The following is a 25,955-nucleotide window of genomic DNA, read 5'->3' as shown; positions in this document are numbered from 1 at the left end:
GGGTTCGCTGATCCTTAACTTATAAATACCTGTTAAAATTTTAGTTGACCTGATTGAACATTTGTAAACAGATTGCCGCGATTCCACAGGGAACAGACTGTTTTGTAATTGTACTTTGCCTGTATTATCATTGCAAGAGAGGCTGATTCGCGTACCATCAATCCGACATCATTGTTACCCTCTACTGATCGTTCTTTGTACAGATTTATAAATAAACAGATCACAGGGCCAGTTACCATCCCTATTAATTCATTGTCAACAAGTTACAAGTACCAAGAACGCCATTTATGCTCCCAGCCCCCCCACACCCTTTACACTGTTTCAAACGGTTTTGCCAGCCAATACTGCTGAAAGTATAAGTTTACTAATAAGTAAATAAGGTACCCGGCAACAATTATTCTTACGGAAGATTGTCGTGATTTAAGTAGGGCATTAATAAACTAATCGCTCTTACGGTTAGATAACGTGCAGCATCAACCTGCCTGAATGTTAAACGTTAAAATATTTTGGTTATAATTATCCATGTAATTTTTGGGTGTTAAGCCAATAATTAATTTAAATACCCGGTTAAAATTGGTTATGCTTTTAAATCCGCATTTATAAGCAACGGTATTTATTGTTTCAAACCGGTTCGCTATAAGTTTTTTACAAGCCTCATTAATTCTCACTTCATTTAAAAAAGAAACAAAGGTGTGTCCGGTGTGCTTTTTAAAATATCTGCAAAATGATTCAGGAGTCATAAATGCTACTTTCGCAACATCCTCCAAGGTTAATTCTTTGCCGTAATGGTGGATGATATAGTCGTAAATGATGCCAATCCGGATACCTTCATGATCAGTGATTGCAGGAAGATTTCCATAGGACAATGGATCAAGTTTTGTTTTTATATTAACAACCAACTTAAGCAGGTCGAAGAAGGCAATTAACTGGTCAATCCCCGACACCTGTTCTAAATTAACCATAGCACTTGACATTTTTCCCCGCAGATAAGCCGGAAATTTAAACCCTTGTTGATGTTGCCGTATAAAATATAATGTTTGCTTCATTTCCGGAAGGTCAAACGATTGCGTGAGTCTTCCCTCCGGGTTAAAAAATATGGTAAGTGCCTCTACTTCCTTATCTGAGCCTGTAAAAAAACAATCCGGGTTAGTCTTGAAAACGTGCGGCATATTAGCCCCGATGAAAAACATATCACCGACGGTATAATCATGCATATGGTTTCCTGCTATCAAAGTTCCTTCACCTTTTCTGATCCAGGTAATTTGTATCTCTTTATGGCGGTGCAGGTAAGGATAATGGCGCTTCTGGCAAACTTTCTCTGCGATCACAGTTTTATCGTAAGCGACAGGGATGGTAAACTGTAAAACTTTCATACCGGGTTTATTAATTATTGTTTAATTTACAATTAATAAATATAAAAAAGCAAGTTTTACGATTCTATGGATAATTTAATATTATAAAAGGATAATTTATTGCTTAATAAATCTTAAAAAAAGGATTTTATAAAAATGCAAAGTATTATAATTGTATTTTATACGATTATAATCAATAATGTGTGGCGATTTAGCTAACAATGAAAGACTTACTTGGCTTAAAATGGAAGATAAATAATTTATTTTGGAGCTAATTCGCAATAATTTTTGAATTTTTTGCCGAAAAAACGCTAAATTAATTTTGGAAAATTATATTGTGCAAAACATTTATACATGAATGTCGTTATACATCTATAGAAGATTTACTGAAGCTCGAAAATCAGATCTGTTTCCCCGCGTACGCCTTTTCCAGAAATCTGACCAATCTGTACAGGCCCCTGCTGGCCCAGCTGGATATTACCTATCCGCAATACCTGGTGTTAATGGTATTGTGGGAGCATCAAACGCAAACGGTAAATCAGTTAGGCGAAAAGTTATATCTCGATACAGGAACCCTTACGCCATTATTGAAAAGATTAGAACAAAAAGGACTGATAAACCGGATCCGCGGCAAGCAAGACGAGCGCGTGGTGATGATCTCTTTAACAACTTCAGGCACCCAATTAAAAGGGAAAGCAATACATATCCCGATAGAATTAGTTAAGTGCGCTAATGTATCCAACGACGAACTATTGCAATTAAAAGCTCTTTTAAATAAAGTTTTAGGCAAATAATGCGTACTACCAAAATACAAAATACAGCCCGTGTAGTTCTCGGTGCTTTCTTAGCCTTTGCGGGTGTAAGTCATCTTACTTTTAACCGGACGGAATTTTTAGCACAGGTACCTAAATGGCTACCCGTTGATCCTGATCTTACAGTCGTTTTATCCGGAATTGCAGAGATAAGTTTGGGTTTAGCCCTCATTTTTGCAGTCAGATATAAAAAATGGGGTGGCATTACGGCGGCCGTTTTCTTTGTACTCATTTTCTCGGGGAATATCTCACAATACGTTAATAACGTAAACGCCTTCGGCCTTAATACTGATAACGCAAGGCTTATAAGACTCTTCTTTCAGCCAATCCTTTTCCTATGGGCGCTCTGGAGTACCAATGCGCTTAAAAAGAATAGTTAATAATTATACTTTAAAAGAAATAACCAATGAAAATTCTATTTGTAGTTACCTCGCACGATGAATTAGGCGATACCGGCCACAAAACCGGTTTTTGGGTAGAGGAATTTGCCGCACCGTATTATAAATTTACTGATGCTGGTTATGAGGTAGTGGTAGCCACTCCTAAAGGCGGCCAAGCACCTATCGACCCCAACAGCGAAGCGCCTTCTGCGCAAACCGAATCTACCAAACGTTATTACAACGATGCAAAAGTACAGGATGTAATTGCCCATACTCATAAGCTTGACGAAATGAATGCATCTGACTTCGATGCAATATTTTATCCTGGCGGCCATGGCCCGCTCTGGGATTTAGCTAATGATGCAAAATCGGCACAGTTGATACTTGACTTTTACAACGCCGGTAAATTAGTTGGCGCGGTTTGCCACGCGCCCGGCGTATTTAAGAATGTAAAATTTGATAACGGCGGGCCTTTTGTAAAAGGGAAAAACGTTACCGGTTTCACAAATACAGAAGAAGCGGCAGTAAAACTGACCGATGTTGTACCGTTTTTAGTTGAAGATGAATTGAAAAGCCTGGGCGGAAACTATAGTAAAACCGAAGATTGGGGCATACATGTGGTTGAAGATGGTTTGCTGATAACCGGACAAAATCCCGCTTCGTCAGAAGGTGTTGCCGAAAAGATGATCGCCCGTTTAAAATAATTATTAAGAAAACCTTTTTAAGAAATGAAAACATTATATACGTGGATGCGACTGCAACCGGAGGCCGCAATGGTCATGTAAAAAGTAGCAACGGGGGTATTAGACCTGGAAGTTAGGGTGCCCAAAGTACTTGGCGGCGCAGATGACGATCATACCAATCCCGAGCAATTATTCGAGGCAGGTTACGCAGTCTGTTTTGACAGCGCCCTCAATTTAGTGATCAAACAAGAAAAGGCTGCTGCCGGTAACACCGCTGTCATTGCAAAGGTAAGCATCGGGCAAAACTATGAAAAAAGTGTGCAACCCGGTTGAAGGCTTCGTGATAGAGGTGAAATAAATTCCTTGTTAGTAGCCCTGTTAAAAAAAGGTTTTAACAGGGCTACATGGAAAAAATATTTTGGTTGACCCCACCTCGCCAATTTTGTTTGCATTTCTAACTGCTTGATTACAAAAATAGAAAGTGGTCAAAGACAAATCGGCCGACAGGGGTCAATAGACTGTGGTTTATCCACTGATCGCTAATTATTCTATACTTTGTGCCTTTAACATCTCGCCCCAGCGAGTAGGACTGTCTGTAAACTTTAAATTCATTGCAGAGCTATCGACAGATGCTTTGATTTTTTACGGTTTATATAATCGTATTAACTTACTTCGGGTTGGCGTATTTTAGAATTGCGGAACGATAGTTCACTCCTATAGGCACCTCTTTGTAAGAAGTTTCTATCGTGTTCCCGTTGATCGCTTTGATCGTTATAACTGGTACGATATAGGATCGGTGTACCCTGATGAAGCTTGCTGATGGTAAGGTTTCGGCCATCGCTTTCATGGTGGTGCCAGCTACCAGCACCTTGTCTTTCAAATGCAGTTTACAATAATTTTGCATGCCTTCGATCAATAAGATCTCTTCGAAATTCACTTTAAGCAGCTTGAGTCCGACCTTGACAAAAAAATAGCTGCTAAACTGAACCGTCGGAACTGGTCTCTGCCTGAAACGGTCCTGAACTTTTTCGAGCGCCAACAGCAACCTAGGCAATGCGATAGGTTTCAACAAATAGTCGACCACATTCAGTTCATAACCTTCGATCGCATACTTGTTATAAGCAGTGGTAAAAATGACCAAGGGCGGATTTTTCAGAGACCGCAGAAAATCGGTTCCCGAGATGATGGGCATTTTAATATCCAGGAACATCATATCGATCTTCTCGCTGTGTAAGGCTTCAAAGGCTTCCATAACATTTTCACATTCCCTTACCAAATGGAAGGTACTCAGGTTTTCCATATAGGCCTGCAGTAATTTACGCGCCTGTGGTTCATCATCAACGATCAAATAATTCATGATTTATCAATTTGTAATTCTACTGAGAAAAAATCATCCGCTTGATTTATTAACAATTGGTGTTTTGCTTTATAATAATGATCCAGGCGCATCCGCACATTTTGCAGGCCGATACCGCCACTGGCAATTAAATCTGTTTTTTTGTGGTATCGGTTGTTTATTTTAAGTAAGATAGCTTCGGACCCATTAACCAGTTCCACGTGGATGTCGATCTCGTTGGTAGGCAATGCCCCTCCGTATTTAAAGGTATTCTCGATAAAAGGCAGAAAGATAAACGGAGGAATCTGATAATCTGGATCCTGATCAGCCAGATTGATCCTGATATCAGCCTTTTCAGCGAAACGGACGAGTTCGATGGCGATATAATTGCGGAGCAGGGAAATCTCTTGGGACATAGTTATAAAATCTTCATTGCAATCATATAATGTTGACCGCATAAATTCACCCAGTTTGATCAGGAGGTCGACGGACTTGGCTTTTTCGTTCCGGACTATAAATGATTGTAAATTATTCAGTGTATTAAAAAAAATGCGGATTGATCTGTGCCTTAAGAGTGGATAGCTGTAACTGGGCGTTTTCTCTGGCTAGCCAGGCTTGCCTGATTGCCGATTGGTAAGCGTAGCGGATAAATTTAATGGACAACGGTATATAAATAACCTGAAGCATGCTGGGTATACTGCTGAATAAAATTTCGGTCAGGATTGTGAGGTTAAACCGGCTGCTACGCAAACGCTCCCAGAAATCCCCCCGATTACCCAGGTATTTTTGAGATTGTAAAAGCCGACGACCAGTTTGATATGATAATCGCGAAGCAGCACGGCCGCCAGGTAATACAATAAAAAAAACAATGCCGATAACCATTTTTTATGGCGGAGCAATGGCAAAATAAAATACACAAGCGGGTAATATAGGAAAAGCGAAAAGAATACCCCCACCAAAGATACAGAAAGGCGTTGCTGCAGATCAATACGGACACTGGTACTTTCCCCCATTCCGAAAAAGAGGAGAATAAACCAAAAACAGCTATGCAAAATAATTCGGTAGGGCGTTTCTGTAAAAGATCGGTCCCATAAGGTTTTCAGCCATTTCATGTGATGAATATAAGGTAATTCCCACTAATTACCGGATTTTCCTGACAAAGCGATGGAAATAAATGACGGGCGATGTTTTTTATAGCATAAATTCGATTCAGAGGTCCAAAACAAAGCCTCATCCGTTGTGGACTACTAGTAATCAAAATATTTTGCACTTCAGGCATGTTTGTAGTCAATTTATGAAAAATTAAAAAATGGTTAGAACTAGTGCTGTTGCTTTGATCGTCTGCTTGTTGCCTCTCCTGGCGACGGCGCAGCCAGGGAACAGGGATGCCCGGAAGCCTGCAGCAGGAGAAACAATGCGTTTCAGTTATAACACAGGGGCGCCTGGCGCTGAACTAAATGGCCATAACAAGCTCTTTATAAGGGTAACATCTTATTTTCAGGATGGTAGTCTGCGAACCTACCATCCCAGGCTTAGAAGGGTACAAAAACTTTTTGTGGCCTACTTCAGGATTCCTAAGGATGCTGCATCGCTTCAGGCGGTATTTTACGACAGGACTAAAGATGCGCGGCGTTCGGCGACTGAGTCCCCGGTTTACACCAGGGACACCCGGGTACCAGTCCGCGGCGCCTTTCTTCAAACCCTGTATACGGATAAGCCGGACAGTATTTTCCTGCGGGAGATCGTGCGTTATACGAATAATTTCCTGGCCTATGCCAAATACATTAACATTGTATCGATGATCAGGCCGGACAGCTCGGGCCAACTACAAATAGCCGGGCTCCGCAGGCGCCTGGAGTACTACTACCGGCATAGTAGAACGACGAGCAATGCCGGATTGCTGACTGCTTTATGCATTGCAGCTGTGAAAAATGGAGACCCTTTGGCGGGAAAAGAATACCTAACAAAGGCCCTTAATGATTTTCCCACAAGTGCAGAATCGGATTTTGCTTTCAGCATTTATAATTATGAGCATTATAAAGCTTCTGGACGCGGCCCAGGGGAGGATATCCTGCCTTTAATCAAGCGGATCTTCATGAAGTACCCCGCTGCGGAAATATCACGGGACCCCGACGTGTGGAACGCACTTAAGGATGATCTGTCCATCCCCGTTGAAGCTTTTGAAAAAGTAAGGAGGGCAACATGCCGTACCGGTACACTTCATTATTATGATTTGAACAGGCTTCCTGAATTATATATCGCGCGCCGGAAAAAACTGACAGATGCCGTGTACTGCTAAGGCAGGAACTGGCTTACTTCCGAAGCGGTAGTGTCTATCGGGAAGGCGGTGTAACGCCTGGCGAATATCAGCTCTATTTATCACTAACCCGCCTGGATTTGGCCAGGCTTGCATTGGCACAGAAGGACTATCGTCAATCGGTCGCCCAGGCCAGCATGGCGATGCATATGATCAACGGAACCAGTATAGAGGGAAATTTCAAAAGGTTGATCCTGAGCGTCCGAGCTGAGGCGTACAGGCTTAGCAGGGATTATCAGCGATCTATAGAAGATTACAGGGTGTTATATAATGCGGCGGCACCTTCCATAAAGCTGGACTCGCTCCGGTTATTGTTTTCAGCGGACGCGGCAGCTAAAAGGACATTTGAATTATTTGCAGCTTCGTTGAAGAAGCGTGCAACTACAAATCAGGGTGGTGAATCCGCCGTGCACATACTGGATTTGTTGACCTCATCAATTGGCGGAGTTCCTGTTCGGATCGGTGACTTCAAGGATAAGATTATTGTGATTAATCTGTGGAGCATCAGCTGCGCGCCTTGTGTAGCCGAAATATCGCAGTTAAATAACCTGGTCAATTCCTTCAATGACAAGACAGATGTTGTTTTCCTGGGCATTACAACGGATGGGGCAGAACACCTGCGGTATTTTTTGAATCGACATCCGTTCAGCTATACTATTCTGCGTTATGATGGTGATCTCGGCAAGTCGTTCGGTACCAACGTCCTTCCGGCACATATCGTCATCGGTAAAAACGGCGCTGTCCTTGACAGATCGATTGGGGCAAGGGAGGATCTGGGCACATACCTATACCAGCTCATTAAAGACAATACTGACGGGGGTGAGCATCGATATCAGAGGTCAGGCCGTTTTTCTGGCTCCGATCACCTTGGTTGTGAGACTTTCAAAGAAACCATTTTTATAGGCCGCCCCGATGCCGAATGTAAATTTGCCGTTTACCGTCACCTCGTTACCGTTAACTTCCGTGATCATTTCGTTATTGATGATGTATGAGCGGTGAATCCTGGTGAATTTTAACTGGCTTAAATTCATGTAGATATCAGTAAGGGAAATATATGTCTTATGCTTGGTCCCGTCTGTGAGATGTATCTGTATATAATTCAGGGCGCCTTCTATAAATATGATGTCAGAATAATTGATCCTGATGAATTTGCCGCGGGATTCTGCACGGATGAAGAAATGATTTTCCCGGGAGTAACCATTTAGCCTTTTCGCCAATTTCTTCAGGCTGTTCATACACTGTAAGAAGCGTTTATAAGATACCGGCATGAGCAGGTAATCAAAAAACTCATTATCGTAAGCTTCCAGCGCGTAATTCGGTTCTTCGGTAATCAGCACAATGGTAGTCAGGCTTCCGATCATTCCGGCCGGATCAGCCTCCGCTATCCGCTGCATACTGGCGTTAATGAAACAAACATCCGGTATTGACCGCCTTACCTGGTCAAAGCCCTTCCCGAAGCCAGTGAAAGAACCTGCAAATTCGAGGCCGAGCGTATCACTAATATGATTTTTAATAACCTGTGTCGAGTAACATGGTTGATCTTCGATAATACAGCACTTTAACATATTTATTGGGGGGATGTGATAAACATAGGTTAAAAAGACATTCGAGCTCCGGCATACCCGGCTTTTATTTGCTTTAAAGTATGAAAAATAGAGGGTTGGATTTCTGGACAAATGACGAATACGGCTAAAAAGTTGACAAATGCCCTAGATCAGCGGATGAATGATATTGACAATGATCATCAAAGCTTCAGGAAGTGGTTCAGAGATTTCCTTCGACCTGCCGATAGCCGGATTTATGCCATAACATTACCGGAAGAAAAATAAAGATGCTGAAAAACGAAAATATCACCCCTCCGAGAGTACCAACGGCAAAGGAAAACCAGAATATCTGGCTGCTGCCCTCAAACAGGAACGGGATCAAACCACATACCGCAGATATACTCGTCAATAAAATAGTACGCGACCTATTCGCTACGGCAGCAATCAGCATCCTGTTCCGATCCGCTTGTCCCGGGTTGTTTCTCCGAAGCAATACGTCGTAGTCGTAGATGATAAAGATACCGGCGTTAGCTACCAGCCCACCGAGCATAATGAAAGCTGCATAACCTCCCTGATCGAAAGAAACCCCAAATAGGTAGAAAACAAGAAATATCCCGATAAAAGAAACGAGGATGGTAAAAATGATGATCAGTGGTCGAAAAAGATTTTCAAACAAGATAGCGCAGATGATATAATTGACGACGATCAATAGCATAATGATGCTGCCATAAAGACCATTATCGTTTTTTTCGTTCCGGAATCGTCGATCCGCTGCATCAGGTACCCTTGTGGGATCTTTTCTTTGAATTCCTTAATACTTCGGTCTAAAAAGCGACCGCCGAAGTCTGCAGATCCGTTATACTCAAAGCTGACAATCCTCACATAGGCCCTGTTCTCTTTATAAACGGCTCCAGGTATTTTATCTAAAGTCATCGCCCCGATATCCCTGAACCGGATGGCACGGCTGGCATTAACGAACAACGGGGAGTTAAGTAAATCCCAACCAGTTAAAGAACTGGCAGACATGGAATGGAAATAAAGAGAATAAAAGGTATTATCCACCTTGATGGCTGGGCTTTCGGAACTGCCACGCTCCCAGGCCAATGCATTGTTGATATCTTCGTGATTGAGTCCCCGCGCAGACAGCGCACTTTCATTCAAATGAAAATTATATTGCTGGGCAGGTTTATCTTCATAAGTATACCGGTCATTAAGATCAACTTTCCCAACGCGTTTGTTGGTGCTTAGTAACTGGCCGTAATCCGAGACCATCTGATCGAGCTTTCCCGCCTCATATCCTGTAATCTTGATCCTGAAAAAGGGTAGCTGGTTCTCCAGCGAATTACTGAAGCCCTGGCCAGATCCATAAATTCCCCAGACCACTCCGCCATAAAAGACCACTTTATTGGTAAGTAAAAGTTTTATTTGTGCAGGATACCCGGAATGATCGAACCCCTTCCTGAACAGAACCTCCATTACGCCCTGCTGCGGGGATGAGATCCGGGTGATGCATTTATCAATGCAATTGTAAGGCTTTAAAATGCTTTCCAGTGTCGTAAAAAGCTTGTCCATTTCGCTTAATGGTTTCCCCGCGGGCATTTCAGCACTGATGATCAGTCTGGTCTTTCCCGCGTCACGAAAGCCGCTTCCGTCAAATACATTTACTTTAAATAGCCGGAGCGCGCCGCCCGTGTATTTATCCAGGTACGGCCGGATACCTTGCTGGTAAAGTGCCGAGCCTATGGTCCGGTTGTAAAGCGGAGCGCTTTCAATTTTTTCCGGAAGGAGGAAAAAGGAGTTCCAAAAGATAAGGTCACGATTACAAGAAATGTCTTCCTGATTCCGCTGATTCTTTCGATCATGCAAAAATAAAGCCGGTGCGACCGCTCAAAGCCGGCTTTATTTTGTTTCGCGGCCCCCAGGGACGGTTGTCCATGACCGGTGCGATAAAGCAGCCGATAAAGCGCAGTCGTGAATAAAAGGTTCGTTAGGAGCGAGGATACGAGGGCGATGCAGATAATCGTCGCAAAATCAACGAGATTTTGTTTTTCTTCATCCGGCAACAGAAAGACCAGCAAAAGGGATGCGATAGTGGTGAGTGTGGCCCCAAGTAGCGCAGTGTAGGACCGGATATTTTTATCCTGATGAAAGTAATCGAATATAATGATGCCGTGATCAATCATGATTCCGAAAGCAATGGTGATACCCGCCAGTGAATAGAGATGGATATGGATCGCCATAGCCCAGCAGCACCAAAGGAGCAGCCCGAGGTTGATCAGCAGAGTCCCGGTCAGAATCACAAACGGTCGCCAGTTATGATAAGAAACAAATAAAAGAGCGACGAGTATGGCCACGACAAAAAAACTTCTGATGATGTTATCTCTAAGCTCCGCGGCGATGTACGCTGCGTTGTCGTGTGTCAGATGGAACGAGCACCGGCCTGCCAGCATCGATTCAAATTCTTGGATGATCCGCTTTATCTGTCCGGCCATTTTTACCTGGTTTTTTTGGTCATCGGCATATATGGCCAAATTGACCGATCTTTCCCCGTTGATCCGAAATATGTTGGTTACCGGCTGATCGGCGAGGCTGATTTCGGCCAGTTCTTTCAGGCGGATCAGGCCTGAACGGGGGCTAACCACGGGGATGTTCCTGATGTCATCAAGTGAATTTATCGGGCGCAGCGACCGGATAAATAACTTTCCATGGCCCGGGTAGACAGCTAAACCATGATAGTATTCTGAGGTGTTTTTACTGATCGCTGATAAAAGCGATGATGGTTGAAGCTGAAGGGCCATTAACTTTTGTTCATCGTAAGTGATTGTAAGTTGCTGACTGGCATATCCGGACAATTCCACCTGCTTGATACCTGGCACCGCTGCCAGCTTTCGTCTGACAGACACCAGTAAATCGTTTCCCTTCTCCGCATTTTCCCTGAACGTCACGGCATATACGAGGAATGGCGTCTGTCGAAGCTTTGTCAATTCATCCCCTTTGATAACAGTTGGAAACGAAACACGGGGGAAAGATGTTCCCGCAATTGCCGGACAGCCGCCATGATTTCGAAATACTTGTAATCCAGATCGGATTCGCTCTCAAATGAAACGACGATACGTCCCGAATTATAAGAGGATACCGAAGATATTTTCTTGATACCAGTAATGCCCGAAAGCGCGTTTTCCAGGGATTCTGTCGCCAGTGCCTCAGTTTGTTCCGGATCGGAACCGGCAACATCAAAATATACAGATATCTGATTAGTGACCGTAGTTGCCGGCAGATAACTTACCTTCAGTTTACTGATACAAAGGATGCTCAGCAAAGCCACTACCACGAAAAGGATGACAATTCTTCTGGGCGTCATTGATGAGGAGGCTTGACATAGTATAGCACATAAGAGCCCGGCGCCGGCTACTTATGTACCATCAGTTTCAGGGATGTGATTTCGTTGACACGATGGTCACTGATCTCGATTTTGTAGGGTCCTTTGATATCATGTGTATAATTTGCCGCATTTTCCAACAGCGCATAGCCTGGCAGGATCACCAAATTACTGCTGTCCACGATGCTTCTGATTGGGAGATCAGCATAGCGTATTTTACTAAATCCCGTAGTATAGAGGATATGCCTGTCAGTCCGGGGCACTTTACGCAGAAAAAACTCCAGGTTTTTAACGCAGAACTCACAGGAAGCATCAGCTATGAGATAGAATGTTCCTGAATTACGGTCGCTGATATGGTACTTTGTTAAAACAGAATCCGCCGCCCGAAACGGTCTCTGTTCATCTTTCCGGCTACAGCCGCATGATAAAAGACAGAATGTTAGCAGTGAAATGAGCACAGCGAAAGAGGTCTTATTCATAAGCTAATCTTAATTTATAAAGCTGTATATCTTCACTGGTCTTGGAGTTTCCGGAGATCATTACTTCCTTCCGGTTAAGTGCAGCTACATGGCTGTAAGGAGAGAATTTACCCGGAAGGTTAGTATAGAATTGCTTCCCGGTCTTCAAGTCGATGATATGGAGTACAGGAGTCACCAGCACCTTATTCTCCTCGAACTGGTTTTTAGGTATCCCGTCAGCGGGCAGCGGTTTCCAATAAAGCAGAAAGGCTTTGCCATCCCTGACATCCATGCTGTAATAATAAATATTGGCGTATCTCCATTTGAAATCTGTTTCCATACTTTTTTGCGGATCGCTGATACCCTGGTTAAAAGGGATGCCATACCCCGCACCAGAGTAAGGAGGAGAAACATGATAAGTTCTGAGCAGGTGCCAGTTTTGGTCGTAGGCATACAGGTTATCATCAAATTCATATTTTACATACCTGCTGCGGGTAATCGGGTCGGCAGCAAGCTGGGCTACCGGACTATCCCAGTCCTTTTTATTTTCCGACAGCGCAGATCTGATCTTTTCAAAGGACTGATATGGAAGAAATCGCTTTTTGCCTTTCACGTTAAAATCTTTATCCAGGTCAATTTCTATAATACTGCTGGTCCGTTTATATAATTCGGCTGAACTAAAACCGTATTGCGTGGTATTGGTGCTCAGGAATATTTTCGTCCCCTGATTATTCTTCTCAACAAAAGAGGTAGACTGTAGGGTGGGAACATAATCATAATCAATGTATTCGTTCAGGTAGATCCTTTTAACAAACTTCAGATCAGGATCAAATACCGAGATGCAGGGCGTATTGCCATCTTCTACCACGAAAAGGTAACCATCCGCAGAAAAATTCGGCTGTAAAAAAGTCCCGATGAACTGGCCGAGCAGATCGCCCTTTTTACTGATGTTTTTCCGGAAAACTCCCTTGCGATCTAACAAAGATAAATTCAAGGCAGGATGCTGAAACGCCAGTATGGAGTCCTTGGAAAATCTGCTGACGTCAAAGAACCGGAAAGATAACGAATCATTATATAAGGGGATACTGTCGGTGACCTTGAATGTCATTTCCCTGGCATCCGAGGGCTTTTTCCGGCATGTCCGCAAGAGAAATTAATCGCACATAGGAGCACCATCGATGCGGCAAGAGCTTTGGGTAAAAGTGATTGTATAGGTTTCATGTTCGTGTAGTCATTGAGATGTATCCGTTAAGCAGGAATATGCCGGCCTGTGCTAAAACTTTCCGGCGGTCTGAAAACGGAGCCTGTGATCACAGGCTCCGGTAACGAATTAATTGGCAACTGTACACGGATGGGTACAGTTGTTCGCCGCGCCGTCACAAACCGAAATACCCTGCACGGTGCGAAGGCTGCCCCAGCAATATTGTACTGTTGCATTTGATTTGGCAGGCAAAACGATTCCTGATCCTACAAGAACGAAAGTTGCCACGATTTTTGAAAAGTTTTTTTTCAAGATTTTCATGATAATGTTTTTTAAGTAATAAAAAAATAATAATTGACTATTGCTGCCGGCCGGCGACAAAGCAAAATTATATAACAAAAAATTAAATAACAACAGAATATAATATTTATTTTATTTAATATTGAGAATATAATTCTGTATTTCTGTATTATGGGTTTAGTCCTCATATAATACTATTTCATATACGGATAAATACTATTTAATATAAAAAACAGTTTTTGCCCAGTACATCATTTATAGACAAACTAATAGGTATATGACAAAACAAGTACGTTTTTTTATCCCGATCACCTTCCTTTTCTGCCTATTTCTTTCTTGTAGCGGGGGGATCAGGACAGTGTTCCGACAGATGTTGCCGGGCTGCAGGCATCGACCCCGGATCGTATTATGGTCGATACTATTCACGCGGAAGTCAGGGAAATGCAATTTAAAATAGAAGGCAACGGAAAAATCTACCCGGAAAGATTCGCCAAGGTTTATAGCCCTGCGAGTGGCGTTATCAGTTCGAGCAGAGCCGGCAACAGCGCGGTCTTCGGCATCGGCGAAGAAATATTAAAATTTGACACTAAAGACCTGCTCCTTAAGCTAAACCGTGCAAAGGAGACAGCGTTCAATAGTACAGTCAATTACAAAAGTGACCTGTTAAGCCAGGAGTCACTGTTAAAAAACAAAGCACCTGCAACGCTTGATACTGTTTATCATAAAATCAGATCGAATGTCGGCCTTGTTCAGGCGGAACTCGATATACAGGAGCGCCAGAACGAACTTGACAGAGCCGTAGTACGAGCCCCGTTCGGAGGGAAAGTGGCTAACCTAAAGGTGCATCAGGGCGATTTTGTCAGGGCTGGCGATGAACTATTTACCATCTATTCCGCAACGGATCTTTCTATGGAAACCGATCTTCTGGAAGAAGATATCAATAAGATCAGGCAAGGACAATATTGCACGGTTATTCCTTTGGCAACGAACAAGATACATAAGGCAGTTGTCGAAGAGATCAACCCGATCGTAGCGGACAACGGTATGGTCAAAGTCCGGCTTCATATTAACGAGCCCGGAGCTCTTTTGCCCGGGATGAACGCCCAGGCTACGATCAATGTCCCGGCGAACCGTGCGATCATGCTCCCGAAGCGGGCTGTCGTCAGCAGAGGCGGAAAGATGATCGTGTTCACGTTTGAAAACGGCCGGGCCGTTTGGAATTACGTCAACATCGGGCATGATGATGGTAAAGAAGTCGAAATACTTTTCGGCATCACTTCAGGCCAAAGCGTCATTATATCCAATAATCAGCAGTTGAACAGCGACAGCCCCGTAGCCATCAACAAAACCTCAAAATAACATCTATGGTCAGGTATTTAATCGCACGGCCGGTAGCTGTGTTAATGTCGTTCTTGGTGATCAGCATATTAGGGATACTTGCGCTGCAAAAAATACCGGTATCCTTACTCCCTTCTATTGATGTTCCGGTCATACTGATCAAGGTAAATTATCCGAATACCGCCGCCGCTGCTATTGAAAGAAATGTGACCAGTCTGATCCGGGAAAGTGTCATCAATGTAGATCACCTCCAGGATATAGAAACAACAAGTACCAACCACGCGGCGACCTTGCGGGTTTCCTTTCAGTACGGCACTAATATGAATTTGGCCTATGTGGACGTGAATGAAAAAATCGATAGGCTCATTAGTACGCTGCCATCAGGTATGCCACGGCCGCAGATTTCCAGGCTAAATACGTCTGATGTGCCGATTCTGAGAGTGCAACTGACCCCAGAAAGTGAAGCCCAGCTACCTGAACTGTCGGTATTGACCCAAACTTCGATCAAACGCCGGTTTGAGCAGATCGAGGGTATTGCACAGGTAGATATCAGCGGTGCCCAGCGTCCGGTGATCAAAATTATTCCTGATACCCGGAAAATGTCCGGGATCGGTTTAAACATAGACCGTATTGCTTCAGCAATAGATGCTTCTGCAACAGATTTGGGTTCATTAACCGTACAGGACGGTACTAATAATTATTTTTTGAAGCTTAAAGGCCGCACGCCGGGCATTGAACAACTGAAGTCCGTAATGATTCCCATTGATTCCGCGCATCACGTGACACTCGGATCAATAGCAGATGTTACTCTATACAGGGAGTCTCCAACAGGATACCATATTTATAACGGTAAAGCAGGGCTCGTTATCAATATTATGAAACAGCCGGGCGCTAAGATGAATGAAGTTCTGCCCCATCTCCTGAGTACCGTATCATACCTGCAAAAGGACTACCCCAAAATCAGATTTGCAACTACCCAGAACCAGAATTTTCTTTTGGAAGCCGGCATCAGTAATCTTGTACAGGACCTGCTTTTCGGAGGATTACTATGCATTTTGCTCTTATTTATTTTTTTGGGGAATTATGCGATGCCACTGCTAATGAGCATCAGTATCCCGTTATCGCTGATCATCTCCTTTGTATTCTTCTATATATTCGGAATATCTTTTAATATTATTTCGCTTTCTGGCCTTGCATTAGGCATCGGCATGCTGATCGATAATTCCATCGTCGTGCTGGATAATATTTACAGGAAGCAGCTTGAAGGGCTGAATACGGAAGAAAGTTGTGTCCAGGGTACCAATGAGGTCATAGTTCCGGTGATCAGCCAGGTGCTGACGACGGTGGCTGTCTACGCGCCGCTGGTCTACCTGAGTGGGATCGCAGGCGCACTGGTATACGACCAGGCCATCGCGCTGACCATATCACTAACAGTCTCGCTTTTGGTTGCATTTATGCTCAACCCCCTGCTGTACAAGCTGCTCATAGGAAAACGACAGATAACGCTAAAACAGGATACACAATTCTATTTGTGGATATCCGGCGGTTATCATCGCATGATCAGCGTTGTATTCAGGCACAAAAAACTCTTTTTCTACATCACGCTGCTTTTCATGCCTGCCTGTTTTATTATCTATCGTTTTATCCCCGTTGCCTCGCTCCCGCACATTGCGCAAAACGAAAGCCTAATGACACTTGACTGGAACGCCCCCTTAGCAGTCGAAGCTAATCGTTATAATACGCTTACAGCAACCCGTGTTTTGGACAAAGATGTTGCCTGGGAAGCTGAGATCGGTATAAGGCAGTTTGCCCTGAACGAAAACACTAACAACACACAGCACGCGGAAATCTACTTCAATTTTAAGAACGAAGCACAAAAGAGACAGGGAATAGCGAAGCTCGCACAAATCATGAAGTCCCACTTTCCTGATGCTACATTCACGATCACAGACGCACCGAATGCTTTCACCAAATTGTTCGAAGATAATCAGCCGTACTTTGAGGCCCGCTTCAAACCTATTTCTGCATCTTCAGGAGAAGTGGATTTTAAAACCCTGAAAAAAGCTCTAGCTGGCATAAACAACAATAACTGGCAATTCGGCCCCGGCTTCCAGGAGGAAGAAAATATTGACATGTCTTTCAAGGAAAAGGTGCTGGAAGCTTACCACATCGATGCTGAAGATGTCAGGTCGGAACTTAAAAGGGTTTTCGGTCCTTACAGGATCAGGCAAGGAAATGAAGACCAGGGGGAGTCGCTGCAACTAAGCGGACCGGAAGCTGATTTCACCACTTTGCTTGCCAAGTCGGTGATCAATAAGCAACATTCATCTTACCCACTTACTGCTTTGGTCGATTACGAACTTGTCGGACATCCCAAAAACGTTACTGCTGACAGGGCCGGCCCTTACCGATCAATCCTGTTTGCACAGCAAAATCATGATGACATTGATAAGCTCAGCGACTCCATTACTCAAATCGCATTACGTTCAAACTGTTCTGTTGCGTTCACGGGAAAGTATTATAGCAGTAAGGCCACTGTTAAAGATCTGGCAGTCATTTTCTTCATTTCTATCCTGCTGCTCTACTTTATTCTCGCCATGCAGTTTGAAAGCATCACTTATCCGCTTATTGTGCTGCTGACCATGCCGATTGGGTTGTCTGCAGCATTGCTGCTATTGTGGATCTCAGGCGGCACGCTGGACATCATGGCTGCGGTGGGCTTTGTGGTCGTACTGGGAATCATTGTCGACGATCCGATACTGAAAGTCGAAACGATCAACCGGCTGAGGAGGCAATTTCAGGAGTCAAATGGTTCAGAAAGTGTCGAACAACTGGAAAATCTATTACATCAAGCAGGTGAAATCTGTCTGAAACCATTGTTAATGACCTCACTGAGTACCAGCCTCGCGCTGATACCCGTCCTGTTAACGCCGGGAATAGGCAGCGACCTTCAACGACCGATGGTCTATGTGGTCATCGGGGGATTAACAATGGGGACATTCCTGGCCGTATGGTTTGTTCCTCTGTCCTATTTCTTTCTTACTACCAAATTCAAAATGTCAAAATAAAGATGAGGTACTTTTTGTTTATCTTATTACTTATTCCTGTCCTTGGCCATAGCCAGGAAAAGAAGGTCTATTCGCTGTCCGAGATGATCGCTTTGGCCATCCATAATTCTGCATCGGCCAAGCTTGCCAACAGTACCCGTCAAACCATAGCATGGTCATTCGAAAACTACAAGGCAACACTCAAGCCGCAAGTGGTAATCACCGGTAGTCTTGCGAATTATACTAAGGAATATTCCAAAATATCGCAGGATGATGGCTCATTCCGCTTTATTCCGATCAAACAAAATTACTCCAACCTGGGTGCTATTTTAAGTCAGAGTATTCTCGCTACTGGAGGTGACTTATCGCTGACCACCAATATGTCCAGATTCGATGACTTCGGGAATCGCTATAAGCAATACAGCGGAAGCCTCTATAACTTGGTCATTAACCAGCCGTTGTTTGCTTACAATCGGTTCAAATGGCAAAAACAGATCGAACCCTTGAAAATGCAGGAAGGAGAAAAAGCGTTCGTTCAAGAGATGGAAAGTCTGTCTGACAACATCGTAACTTATTTTTTTGATGCTATTGAAGCATCGGTGAATAAAAAGCTAGCCATTAAAAACCTGCAAAATATTCAGCACCTGTACACTATTGAAGATCGGAGAATCAGTCTTGGTACGACAACCAAGGACAAGATTTTGCAGTTAAAACTGAAAATACTGAATTCACAGCAGGACCTACAAAAATCGAATGTCGACTTTAAATCTGCTGTATACAAATTAAAAGCTTATGCCGGTATCAAAGACACCAGTCTGGCTGACCTGCTGATTCCGGAAAATCTCCCGGCAATGCAATTATCCGTTGACCAAGCTATTGCGGCTGCTAAAAAAACAGGAAGGAATTTATTGCCTTTAAAAGACGCATGCTGGAAGCCAAAAGCAATTTGGAAAGCGCTAACCGGGAGCGTTATTCGATGACTTTGAGCGCCGTAGCAGGTGTAAATGGATCTGATGATAACATATATGGTGTTTATAATTCGTCGAGAGGCCAGCAACAGCTTTCGTTAAATCTAAGTATTCCTATCGTCGATTGGGGACGGAACCGGGGAAAGAGAAGCTTGGCTTTATCCAATTTAAAAACAGAGCAGTACAATATTGAGCTCGAGCAAATCGCGATTGAAGAAGAGATCGTTAACCTGGTTCAAAACACAGAGCTCATCAGTGACAATATCAAAATCGCGCGACAGGCTGATACTATAGCCAGTGAACGGTATGATCTGGCTGAACAACAATTCCTTATCGGTCGTATCGGGCTGACCGAATTGAATATCGCCTTAACGGAAAAGGATGAAGCTAAGCGGGCGTTTATAAAAAATCTCCGGTTGTTTTGGGAATCATATTATCATATTCGGAGGCTGACGCTTTTCGACTTCGTTAACGGAACGAAAATATCCTACGACGTCTCTGATTAAGCTTAACGTCTATTAAAAGATGGTAGGCGACGAGTTTACCAGTATTTATTAAATGGTAAATAAAGCTGCACGATACGCAAAGCAATAGTGCGGCTTTTTGAGTATTTAAAAACGCTACATTTTTAAGGATTGCATTGCTTCAGCGGATAAAATAACAGGCTTTAGCTTTTCAACTTTATTTTTTTACTTCTTTGTTTTGCAGCTTTAAATCGCTTATTGAACAGCGTGCTGCAAAATCGAGTGAAAATGTGTACATTGAACGTTTGTTTACAATGCACACATTTTCTTTGGATCGTGAAATTTAAACCCATGTATTTTAAATTTCCACAATTTAATTATCCACATTAACACCCGCCCCAACAAATCATCGTAACAATATCGGTCGTTGTATATCCCTAAAGTTGGAGCGTTTTGTAACATTTAGTGTCATTTAATGGTATTTAGTCATCCATAATTACAACTATTTACGTGACACTGAAAAATGAGGAACAAAAGACAAATTGGGAACCAAAAAAGCAGCAGAATTACTTTATAATGGTATCTCGTTTTGTAACAAAACTGGAGAAATAAACATAACTAACCAGACTAAAACCTTTCCGGATTCTTTGACATGTTCATTTTGTTGGGATTATTTAAAACCGAGGCCGATTGATACCACATCAGAAACTAAACCAACATTTTGCTTATAGTGGCCATACCGTATTTCCAGGTCATGTAAACTTCCCCAGCCCAACACACCTTTAGGCGGAGCGATCCTGAAACCGACCCCAAAAAACTGGCTGTTGAATTTTGCATATTCATAATTGCTGGTAAAATAAGTCTGCGATGCGCTATTTTGCTCGAAAGGAGCAAAATATTTGGCAGCAGTTTGCGTATAATATCGGTAGAACGGTGAAATGGACAAAAAAGGTGACACTTTATAAGTTATCTCCAGGTTAGCCGTATTTGATTTACTGCCCCAGCTGTCAGTATAATACCGATAATAGGACCGTAGAATAATATTATCTCCCAGGAAATAGTTTGCCCTACTAAATCCGAAGGATTTACCCTGGTTGGAAAGTTTGACATTGTCTGAAAAAGGGTAGCAATTGGCGACTGATTCTTTACCTGCTCTGCAGCCCCTCGTTAATCATGCTTAATGGCAGTATCCTACGATCAGGTATAACAGGTCCGACAGGCGTACGATCTTATTTCTATCATTCATATTTCGATTTAGATGTCACCCTCAGGTGTTTGTTACATAAAACTAAGATAAAATTACTCTGGAAGAGACTGTTCAAATACATTTGGACGGTAAGGCACTGGCCAATTGAGCTGTGTGACCTGGCTGAAATAAATCTTATCTCGGCAATAAACGTAGCGCTATATCGGTTAAGAATAATGCCAATTTCTGTTCTGCATGGTAAGATGAGGCTGGCGGCGAATATGGATGAAGCAAGGCGAGTAGTGTAATAGGTTAAATGTTTTGCCCACAAAAAAACCGCTTTATAATAAATGAAAGTCGGTTTTTGACAACTTTTCAGTTTAATAGAAAATCTACTTTTAGCCTGACCATTTTGTTGCCTTTTATTTATTGATCAATGAGAAAAATAAGTACGTTGTTTGTACTTGCTATCCTGTTAACAGTTGATAGCTATGCGCAGAAAGTTGATAAGAATATTAAGTCCGGACACCTGCCTGTTCCGGTTATCCCGGCTAAACTGCCGCCTGATAGTGTGTCGTTAGGCGATTCTAAATCTTTTCCGGAAGTGCAGCTGGGTATTCCTATCGCCAGGGGGCCTTTTGAACCTAACTGGACATCCATAGAAAAAATTACCCCGGGGACCCTCAATGGCTCAGAGATGCAAAATTCGGTATCTGGGTGCATTTTGGCCCACAGGCATCCGGTGAAAGTGGTGACTGGTACGCACGCAAAATGTATGTGCAAGGTACCAGGGCTTATGATAATCACCTTAAAAAGTACGGTCACCCCTCAGCGTACGGGTACAAGGAGGTGCTGAGAGATTGGAACCCTAAGCAACTGAACCCGGCGAAGCTCGCCAGGATTTACCAGGATGCCGGCGCGCGTTTCCTGATGATTCAGGGTGTTCACCACGATAATTTCGATCTTTGGGACTCGCAATATCAACCCTGGAATTCGGTAAACATAGGGCCCAAACGCGACATTATTGGTGAGTGGGCAAAAGCCGCAAGGGCCGCCGGCATTAAATTCGGGGTGACCTTCCACCATGAATATACCTGGTGGTGGTGGCAAACCGCTTTCGGAAGTGATACCAGTGGAGTCAAAAAAGGAGTGCCTTATGACGGACACCTTACCCTGGCAGATGGCAAGGGTAAATGGTGGCAAGGCCTTGATCCAAGACTTTTATATGGTATCGACCTCCGGGAATACAAAGGTGTAGAGAGGGCTGCGAAATCCCCCTGGTCGCCGCCGCCTGCGGGTATCTTTTCAAGGCATCTGGCTTACGATAATGGTATGCGTCCAACTGGGCACTGCGCATGATGGATGTAGTGCAGCATTATGATCCGGATTTTATATATACCGATGGTACCGTTCAGGGACCGTTTACCGGTGAGGGCACAGGCACCGGGTATAAAGCTAATGCTATGCAAACGGTTATAGCTGATTTTTATAACCGCACTTTAGCCAGACGGGGTAAGGTAAACACGTTTAGCATTGTTAAGTTCAGGAATAAGACAAATGGTACCGTAACTACGGAGGGATTCGGGATTCCCCCAGATATAAAAACCGACCAGCCGTGGATAGCAGAAGCGCCGGTTGGCGACTGGTTTTACGCCCCTGGATTTACGTATGATTCATTTCAGATCAAGCAGAAAAATTGTGGGGGAATAAAAAAAATGGTTGCTTTGCAGGCAGAAATAAAAACGTCCACACGTGTCAGCTGCATACGAAACCCTTGTCCGTCTTATCTTGCCCGAAGGGCTTTTGGAATACTTTGAACTTACTGATGTCCTTTCCTCTGAGAACGGCCAATTGAACATATACCTTGAGGAAAAGAATCTTCCGCCAGCAGGTTATGACAAGCAACAACTTGAGTCGAAAGGATTCTTACCGGAGACAGCTATCCAGGATTTTCCTATCCGGGGCCACAAAGTAGCTCTTTGCATTAAAAGGCGCAGATGGGAAGTAAAGGCGAGTGGGGAGATCATCACAAGAGATTTGGATTTGGTAAGAAAAGGGGCGCGAATGACAACGGAATTCGGCATTTTTTAAAAGGAATATTTGGATAATCACCCGATCAGCAGCCATTTATTAGGCCGGTTATACCAGGTAGACGGCAAGCAGCTCGGGCAGCAATACAAAGACCACCTAAGTGATTTCCACAGCTGGGATCAAAAAGAGCATGCAGAGGACTGGATGCTGTTTGCAGATAACATAGGCCCTTATCTGAGTATAGATGAAACCGCGTTAAGCAACGGGGAGCTCTATACCATCGTGACTAACAAACAGGCCAAAGGGAACAAAAAAGCTATAGTGGCGATGATCAAAGGCACACAGTCTGAACAGATCATAGCTGCGCTGGAGAAAATACCCTTAAGGTCAAGGAAGTAACGATGGACATGGCGGCTAATATGATCAAAGCTATCCGCAGGTGTTTTAATTATGCTGTGCGTGTGGTAGATAGGTTCCATGTACAAAAGCTGGCTTATGATGCTGTACAGGAAGCAAGAATAAAGTATCGCTGGGAAGCTCTTGATGCGGAAAGTGAGCTGATTGAACAGGCCCGGAAAAACAAACAACCCTATCAGCCCGAAGTATTTAGTAATGGCGATACTTTAAAACAATTACTGGCCCGAAGCCGCTACTTATTGTTCAAACACCGGTCAAAATGGACACTATCTCAAAAAGAGCGGGCTGATCTGCTTTTTACCAGATATCCGGAATTACTTAAAGCTTATGATCTTGCCATCGGTTTAGGTAAGATATTTACAACCTGTAAAACCAAAGTGATAGCCTTTAAAAAACTGGCTATCTGGTATAATGATGTGGAAACGGCAAATATTGACGCTTTTAAAACTGTAGCCAGATCTGTTCATCAACATTATGAATCTATCTTAAACTTCTTCGACAACAGAAGTACAAACGCATCTGCAGAATCTTTCAATGCGAAGGTGAAAGCTTTCAGGGCAACTTTAAGAGGAGTCAGAGACACTTCCTTTTTTCTATTCAGACTCGCTAAAATCTATGCATGACTTTTACCCCCCCCCCCCCCCCAACTTTTCGGTCTGATCCCTGATCCTTTATTTGCGAATTTTGAGTGGGTTTTAAAACAAAAAAGCCCCTAAATCATTGATTTAAGGGCTTTTGAAGCGATTTTACGCTGCTTTTGTACTCAGAGCGGGAATCGAACCCGCACTCCGTTTACGGGAACAGGATTTTAAGTCCTGCGTGTCTACCAGTTCCACCATCTGAGCAGGTGTCTAACCTTTTAAAAATAAAACCCTTCTTTTTATCAGGAAGGGCTTTGAGCGAAAGACGAGATTCGAACTCGCGACCCCGACCTTGGCAAGGTCGTGCTCTACCAACTGAGCTACTTTCGCATTGGTATTTTCCTCGCTTTGATCCGGCTTTCGTTAACCGGCTGCCTATCTCGTTTGCGGGAGTGCAAATATAGGTAGAAATGCATACTCTGCAAGGAAAAATTTAATTTTTTTGAAAATAGTTTATAACTCGCTGTTTTTCAAAATATCTGATATCAGCTCAGCTTCAAATCCGCGGCCCATGGCGTACTGCTGCAGCTTGTACCGGCGCTTCAGTTGGTTCTTCTCGTTTAGGGTAGCTTCTTTTTTGTAATAAGTGGGTCAAAGCAGTTAAATAATCGTCAGGGTCAATAGTAAGGAGAGCTTTTTTGATCAATATATCGGGCACTCGTTTAAGTTTAAGCCCTTGTTTAATTTTAATACGTCCCCACACTTTTTGGTTAAATTTACTTTTAGCATAGATCCGTGCAAAGCGTTCCTCGTTAAGGAAATTGCCCTCTATCAATTGGCTTATAATGCGTTCAACAGCATCAGGCCATAGTCCCCACTCGTAAAGTTTGTCGCGTACTTCCTGCTGGGCGCGCTCCTGGTAGGCACAAAAGTGTTCGGCTTTTGCAAGGGCAACTTTCTCGTCAGTAATTTTAATTGATTTGGTCTGATCCATTTAAAAACCAAAATTCGTTAAAAATTATTCTATTTGTTTTAATATCTCCAAATTAGCAGCATGCCAACTAACACGTACACCATAAGCGCTATAAAAAAGATCATCAAGGCAGATGGAAACATCGTTGAAGAATATACGATCAGTGCGCTTTTTACCGATAGCCGCAGGATCAACAACCCTGCCGAAGGCTTGTTTTTTGCCCTGAGCGGCAGACGCAATGGCCATGAGTTTGTTGCCGAAGCTTATGCAGGCGGTGTGCGCAATTTTGTGGTAGAACATGGACCGGAGTTTAACCTGCCTGGCGCAAACTTTTTGATTGTGCCAGATCCGCTGGCTGCCCTGCAAATGCTGGCAGCCTATCACCGCAGCCGTTTTAAGCTGGAGGTAATTGGTATTACGGGCAGTAACGGCAAAACTATTGTTAAGGAATGGCTTTACCAGCTGCTTTCGGCTGATAAAAATATTGTACGTAACCCTAAAAGTTATAATTCGCAAATTGGGGTGCCGCTATCCGTATGGCAAATCAACGACCGGAACGAACTGGGGATTTTTGAAGCGGGCATCTCTACCATAAATGAGATGAATAAGCTGGAAGCTATCATCAAGCCCGAAATAGGGGTACTCACGCATATAGGCCCTGCGCACGACGAGGGTTTTGAATCGCCCAAACAAAAGCTCCTGGAAAAACTTGGGCTATTTAAAAACAGCGGACTGTTGATCCATAATTACGATCAGCTAATCGGTTATGAAAAAGATATCGCGGCTAAAGAAACCTTTACCTGGAGTCGTAAGTTCCGTGAAGCTGATCTGTATGTTTTCAGCGAGACGGTGATCTCTAAAAATTATTATTTCCGTGCACGGTACCAAGGTAAAGAGATTGAGTGTCTTGTTCCTTTTACCGACCAGGCCTCGGTAGAAAATGCCATTACCTGTTGGGCTACTATGCTGGCTTTAGGCTACAGTGCTGTGGAGGCGGATAAGCGCATAGAGCGCCTCGCGCCGGTAAGTATGCGGTTGGAGTTAAAAAACGGCTTAAACAACTGTTCCGTTATTGATGATTCATACAATTCGGATCTGCAATCGCTGGAGATAGCGCTTAACTTTTTGTCGCAGCAAAATCAGCATCAAAAAAGACGCTGATCCTATCAGATATTTATCAATCGGGCC

29 protein-coding genes, 2 tRNA genes and 1 pseudogene are annotated in these 25,955 nt (G+C 43.5%); 16 read left to right on the top strand and 16 right to left on the bottom strand.

The features are described from left to right. Positions 1-473: 473 nt before the first annotated feature. Positions 474-1,373, bottom strand: a complete 900-nt coding sequence (locus tag ACRQ5D_RS32605) for an AraC family transcriptional regulator (protein ID WP_091169805.1) — start codon at positions 1,371-1,373, stop codon at positions 474-476. Positions 1,374-1,687: 314 nt separating this feature from the next. Here ACRQ5D_RS32605 and ACRQ5D_RS32600 point away from each other — a divergent pair, with 314 nt between their 5' ends. The 4 genes from ACRQ5D_RS32600 to ACRQ5D_RS32585 all read left to right on the top strand — a co-directional run bounded on the left by ACRQ5D_RS32600 (position 1,688) and on the right by ACRQ5D_RS32585 (position 3,560). Next, a complete protein-coding gene (locus tag ACRQ5D_RS32600) occupies positions 1,688-2,146 on the top strand; it encodes a MarR family winged helix-turn-helix transcriptional regulator (protein WP_256337462.1) in 459 nt (152 codons plus the stop codon). After that, complete coding sequence (locus tag ACRQ5D_RS32595; RefSeq protein ID WP_091169802.1) at positions 2,146-2,544, top strand: DoxX family protein; 399 nt, start codon at positions 2,146-2,148, stop codon at positions 2,542-2,544. The genes ACRQ5D_RS32600 and ACRQ5D_RS32595 overlap by 1 nt, the downstream gene beginning before the upstream one ends. Before the next feature lie 26 nt (positions 2,545-2,570). Beyond that, positions 2,571-3,248: a type 1 glutamine amidotransferase domain-containing protein gene (locus tag ACRQ5D_RS32590; RefSeq protein ID WP_091169798.1), complete on the top strand. Its 678-nt coding sequence runs from the start codon at positions 2,571-2,573 to the stop codon at positions 3,246-3,248. Between the two features lie 117 nt (positions 3,249-3,365). Further along, a complete protein-coding gene (locus tag ACRQ5D_RS32585; protein WP_256337461.1) occupies positions 3,366-3,560 on the top strand; it encodes a hypothetical protein in 195 nt (64 codons plus the stop codon). A gap of 334 nt (positions 3,561-3,894) precedes the next feature. Here ACRQ5D_RS32585 and ACRQ5D_RS32580 read toward each other — a convergent pair whose 3' ends face one another. Both ACRQ5D_RS32580 and ACRQ5D_RS32575 read right to left on the bottom strand, forming a co-directional pair. After that, positions 3,895-4,584, bottom strand: coding sequence for a LytR/AlgR family response regulator transcription factor (locus tag ACRQ5D_RS32580; RefSeq protein WP_091169795.1), 690 nt, complete (start codon positions 4,582-4,584; stop codon positions 3,895-3,897). Then, positions 4,581-5,099: a sensor histidine kinase gene (locus tag ACRQ5D_RS32575; RefSeq protein ID WP_431200913.1), complete on the bottom strand. Its 519-nt coding sequence runs from the start codon at positions 5,097-5,099 to the stop codon at positions 4,581-4,583. The genes ACRQ5D_RS32580 and ACRQ5D_RS32575 overlap by 4 nt, the downstream gene beginning before the upstream one ends. Before the next feature lie 773 nt (positions 5,100-5,872). Between ACRQ5D_RS32575 and ACRQ5D_RS32570 the strand changes: the two genes are divergently transcribed. Together ACRQ5D_RS32570 and ACRQ5D_RS32565 are read left to right on the top strand one after the other, a co-directional pair. Then, entirely contained in the window at positions 5,873-6,862 is a 990-nt protein-coding gene (locus ACRQ5D_RS32570) for a hypothetical protein (protein WP_431198812.1), read from the top strand. Between the two features lie 155 nt (positions 6,863-7,017). Next, positions 7,018-7,590, top strand: a pseudogene (locus tag ACRQ5D_RS32565) (TlpA disulfide reductase family protein); the annotation flags it as partial. 129 nt (positions 7,591-7,719) lie between these two features. Here the strand turns inward: ACRQ5D_RS32565 and ACRQ5D_RS32560 are convergent. From ACRQ5D_RS32560 to ACRQ5D_RS32525, 8 genes are all read right to left on the bottom strand, one after another. Beyond that, positions 7,720-8,445, bottom strand: coding sequence for a LytR/AlgR family response regulator transcription factor (locus ACRQ5D_RS32560; protein WP_091169782.1), 726 nt, complete (start codon positions 8,443-8,445; stop codon positions 7,720-7,722). Positions 8,446-8,644: 199 nt separating this feature from the next. Then, complete coding sequence (locus ACRQ5D_RS32555; protein ID WP_431198811.1) at positions 8,645-9,139, bottom strand: efflux RND transporter permease subunit; 495 nt, start codon at positions 9,137-9,139, stop codon at positions 8,645-8,647. Next, positions 9,130-9,996 carry a hypothetical protein gene (locus tag ACRQ5D_RS32550; protein ID WP_432327866.1) on the bottom strand — a complete coding sequence of 289 codons (867 nt, stop codon included), beginning with the start codon at positions 9,994-9,996 and terminating at the stop codon, positions 9,130-9,132. Before ACRQ5D_RS32550 ends, ACRQ5D_RS32555 begins: the two co-directional genes overlap by 10 nt. A 167-nt stretch (positions 9,997-10,163) precedes the next feature. Further along, positions 10,164-11,369 carry an efflux RND transporter permease subunit gene (locus ACRQ5D_RS32545; RefSeq protein ID WP_432327864.1) on the bottom strand — a complete coding sequence of 402 codons (1,206 nt, stop codon included), beginning with the start codon at positions 11,367-11,369 and terminating at the stop codon, positions 10,164-10,166. A gap of 35 nt (positions 11,370-11,404) precedes the next feature. Further along, a complete protein-coding gene (locus tag ACRQ5D_RS32540; protein ID WP_431198809.1) occupies positions 11,405-11,785 on the bottom strand; it encodes an efflux RND transporter permease subunit in 381 nt (126 codons plus the stop codon). Positions 11,786-11,832: 47 nt separating this feature from the next. Then, positions 11,833-12,282: a hypothetical protein gene (locus tag ACRQ5D_RS32535; RefSeq protein ID WP_091169777.1), complete on the bottom strand. Its 450-nt coding sequence runs from the start codon at positions 12,280-12,282 to the stop codon at positions 11,833-11,835. Further along, complete coding sequence (locus tag ACRQ5D_RS32530; protein ID WP_432327860.1) at positions 12,275-13,369, bottom strand: hypothetical protein; 1,095 nt, start codon at positions 13,367-13,369, stop codon at positions 12,275-12,277. The genes ACRQ5D_RS32535 and ACRQ5D_RS32530 overlap by 8 nt, the downstream gene beginning before the upstream one ends. A gap of 222 nt (positions 13,370-13,591) precedes the next feature. Then, positions 13,592-13,783 carry a hypothetical protein gene (locus ACRQ5D_RS32525; protein WP_143020797.1) on the bottom strand — a complete coding sequence of 64 codons (192 nt, stop codon included), beginning with the start codon at positions 13,781-13,783 and terminating at the stop codon, positions 13,592-13,594. Positions 13,784-14,170: 387 nt separating this feature from the next. Here ACRQ5D_RS32525 and ACRQ5D_RS32520 point away from each other — a divergent pair, with 387 nt between their 5' ends. Genes ACRQ5D_RS32520 through ACRQ5D_RS32505 form a run of 4 tightly spaced genes read left to right on the top strand, consistent with a single transcriptional unit; the run spans position 14,171 to position 19,621 of the window. After that, complete coding sequence (locus ACRQ5D_RS32520; RefSeq protein ID WP_431198808.1) at positions 14,171-15,121, top strand: efflux RND transporter periplasmic adaptor subunit; 951 nt, start codon at positions 14,171-14,173, stop codon at positions 15,119-15,121. Positions 15,122-15,126: 5 nt separating this feature from the next. Beyond that, complete coding sequence (locus tag ACRQ5D_RS32515) at positions 15,127-18,168, top strand: efflux RND transporter permease subunit (RefSeq protein WP_091169765.1); 3,042 nt, start codon at positions 15,127-15,129, stop codon at positions 18,166-18,168. Positions 18,169-18,170: 2 nt separating this feature from the next. Continuing rightward, positions 18,171-19,127, top strand: coding sequence for a TolC family protein (locus ACRQ5D_RS32510; RefSeq protein WP_432327857.1), 957 nt, complete (start codon positions 18,171-18,173; stop codon positions 19,125-19,127). Further along, positions 19,073-19,621, top strand: coding sequence for a TolC family protein (locus ACRQ5D_RS32505; RefSeq protein WP_432327855.1), 549 nt, complete (start codon positions 19,073-19,075; stop codon positions 19,619-19,621). The genes ACRQ5D_RS32510 and ACRQ5D_RS32505 overlap by 55 nt, the downstream gene beginning before the upstream one ends. A gap of 628 nt (positions 19,622-20,249) precedes the next feature. Here the strand turns inward: ACRQ5D_RS32505 and ACRQ5D_RS32500 are convergent. Beyond that, positions 20,250-20,633, bottom strand: a complete 384-nt coding sequence (locus ACRQ5D_RS32500) for a DUF3570 domain-containing protein (RefSeq protein ID WP_369596630.1) — start codon at positions 20,631-20,633, stop codon at positions 20,250-20,252. Positions 20,634-21,482: 849 nt separating this feature from the next. Between ACRQ5D_RS32500 and ACRQ5D_RS32495 the strand changes: the two genes are divergently transcribed. Genes ACRQ5D_RS32495 through ACRQ5D_RS32475 form a run of 5 tightly spaced genes read left to right on the top strand, consistent with a single transcriptional unit; the run spans position 21,483 to position 23,836 of the window. Further along, positions 21,483-22,124: an alpha-L-fucosidase gene (locus tag ACRQ5D_RS32495; protein WP_432327852.1), complete on the top strand. Its 642-nt coding sequence runs from the start codon at positions 21,483-21,485 to the stop codon at positions 22,122-22,124. Further along, positions 22,121-22,582, top strand: coding sequence for a hypothetical protein (locus ACRQ5D_RS32490; RefSeq protein ID WP_432327850.1), 462 nt, complete (start codon positions 22,121-22,123; stop codon positions 22,580-22,582). Before ACRQ5D_RS32495 ends, ACRQ5D_RS32490 begins: the two co-directional genes overlap by 4 nt. Further along, on the top strand, positions 22,569-22,856 hold the full coding sequence (locus ACRQ5D_RS32485; RefSeq protein WP_432327848.1) for an ISAon1 family transposase N-terminal region protein: 288 nt from the start codon (positions 22,569-22,571) through the stop codon (positions 22,854-22,856). Before ACRQ5D_RS32490 ends, ACRQ5D_RS32485 begins: the two co-directional genes overlap by 14 nt. Positions 22,857-22,865: 9 nt before the next feature. Beyond that, positions 22,866-23,195, top strand: a complete 330-nt coding sequence (locus ACRQ5D_RS32480) for a hypothetical protein (RefSeq protein ID WP_256337536.1) — start codon at positions 22,866-22,868, stop codon at positions 23,193-23,195. A gap of 8 nt (positions 23,196-23,203) precedes the next feature. Continuing rightward, a complete protein-coding gene (locus ACRQ5D_RS32475; RefSeq protein WP_256337535.1) occupies positions 23,204-23,836 on the top strand; it encodes an ISAon1 family transposase in 633 nt (210 codons plus the stop codon). 137 nt (positions 23,837-23,973) lie between these two features. On the opposite strand, the gene ACRQ5D_RS32470 is transcribed toward ACRQ5D_RS32475, so the two are convergent. The 4 genes from ACRQ5D_RS32470 to ACRQ5D_RS32455 form a co-directional block, all read right to left on the bottom strand. Further along, a tRNA-Leu gene (locus ACRQ5D_RS32470) sits at positions 23,974-24,058 on the bottom strand. Positions 24,059-24,111: 53 nt separating this feature from the next. Then, positions 24,112-24,184, bottom strand: a tRNA-Gly gene (locus ACRQ5D_RS32465). 123 nt (positions 24,185-24,307) lie between these two features. After that, complete coding sequence (locus ACRQ5D_RS32460; RefSeq protein ID WP_431200912.1) at positions 24,308-24,382, bottom strand: hypothetical protein; 75 nt, start codon at positions 24,380-24,382, stop codon at positions 24,308-24,310. Further along, complete coding sequence (locus ACRQ5D_RS32455; RefSeq protein WP_431198802.1) at positions 24,351-24,788, bottom strand: regulatory protein RecX; 438 nt, start codon at positions 24,786-24,788, stop codon at positions 24,351-24,353. The genes ACRQ5D_RS32460 and ACRQ5D_RS32455 overlap by 32 nt, the downstream gene beginning before the upstream one ends. A 60-nt stretch (positions 24,789-24,848) precedes the next feature. Between ACRQ5D_RS32455 and ACRQ5D_RS32450 the strand changes: the two genes are divergently transcribed. Beyond that, positions 24,849-25,928 (top strand): Mur ligase family protein, encoded by a 1,080-nt coding sequence (locus ACRQ5D_RS32450; protein WP_431198801.1) that lies wholly within the window; start codon positions 24,849-24,851, stop codon positions 25,926-25,928. Positions 25,929-25,955 lie beyond the last annotated feature (27 nt).

The organism is Mucilaginibacter sp. P25 (assembly GCF_050859465.1).
GTDB lineage: Bacteria > Bacteroidota > Bacteroidia > Sphingobacteriales > Sphingobacteriaceae > Mucilaginibacter > Mucilaginibacter gossypii.
The sequence above is the reverse complement of the archived record's forward strand: the minus strand, read 5'-3'. Positions and strand labels throughout refer to the sequence as shown.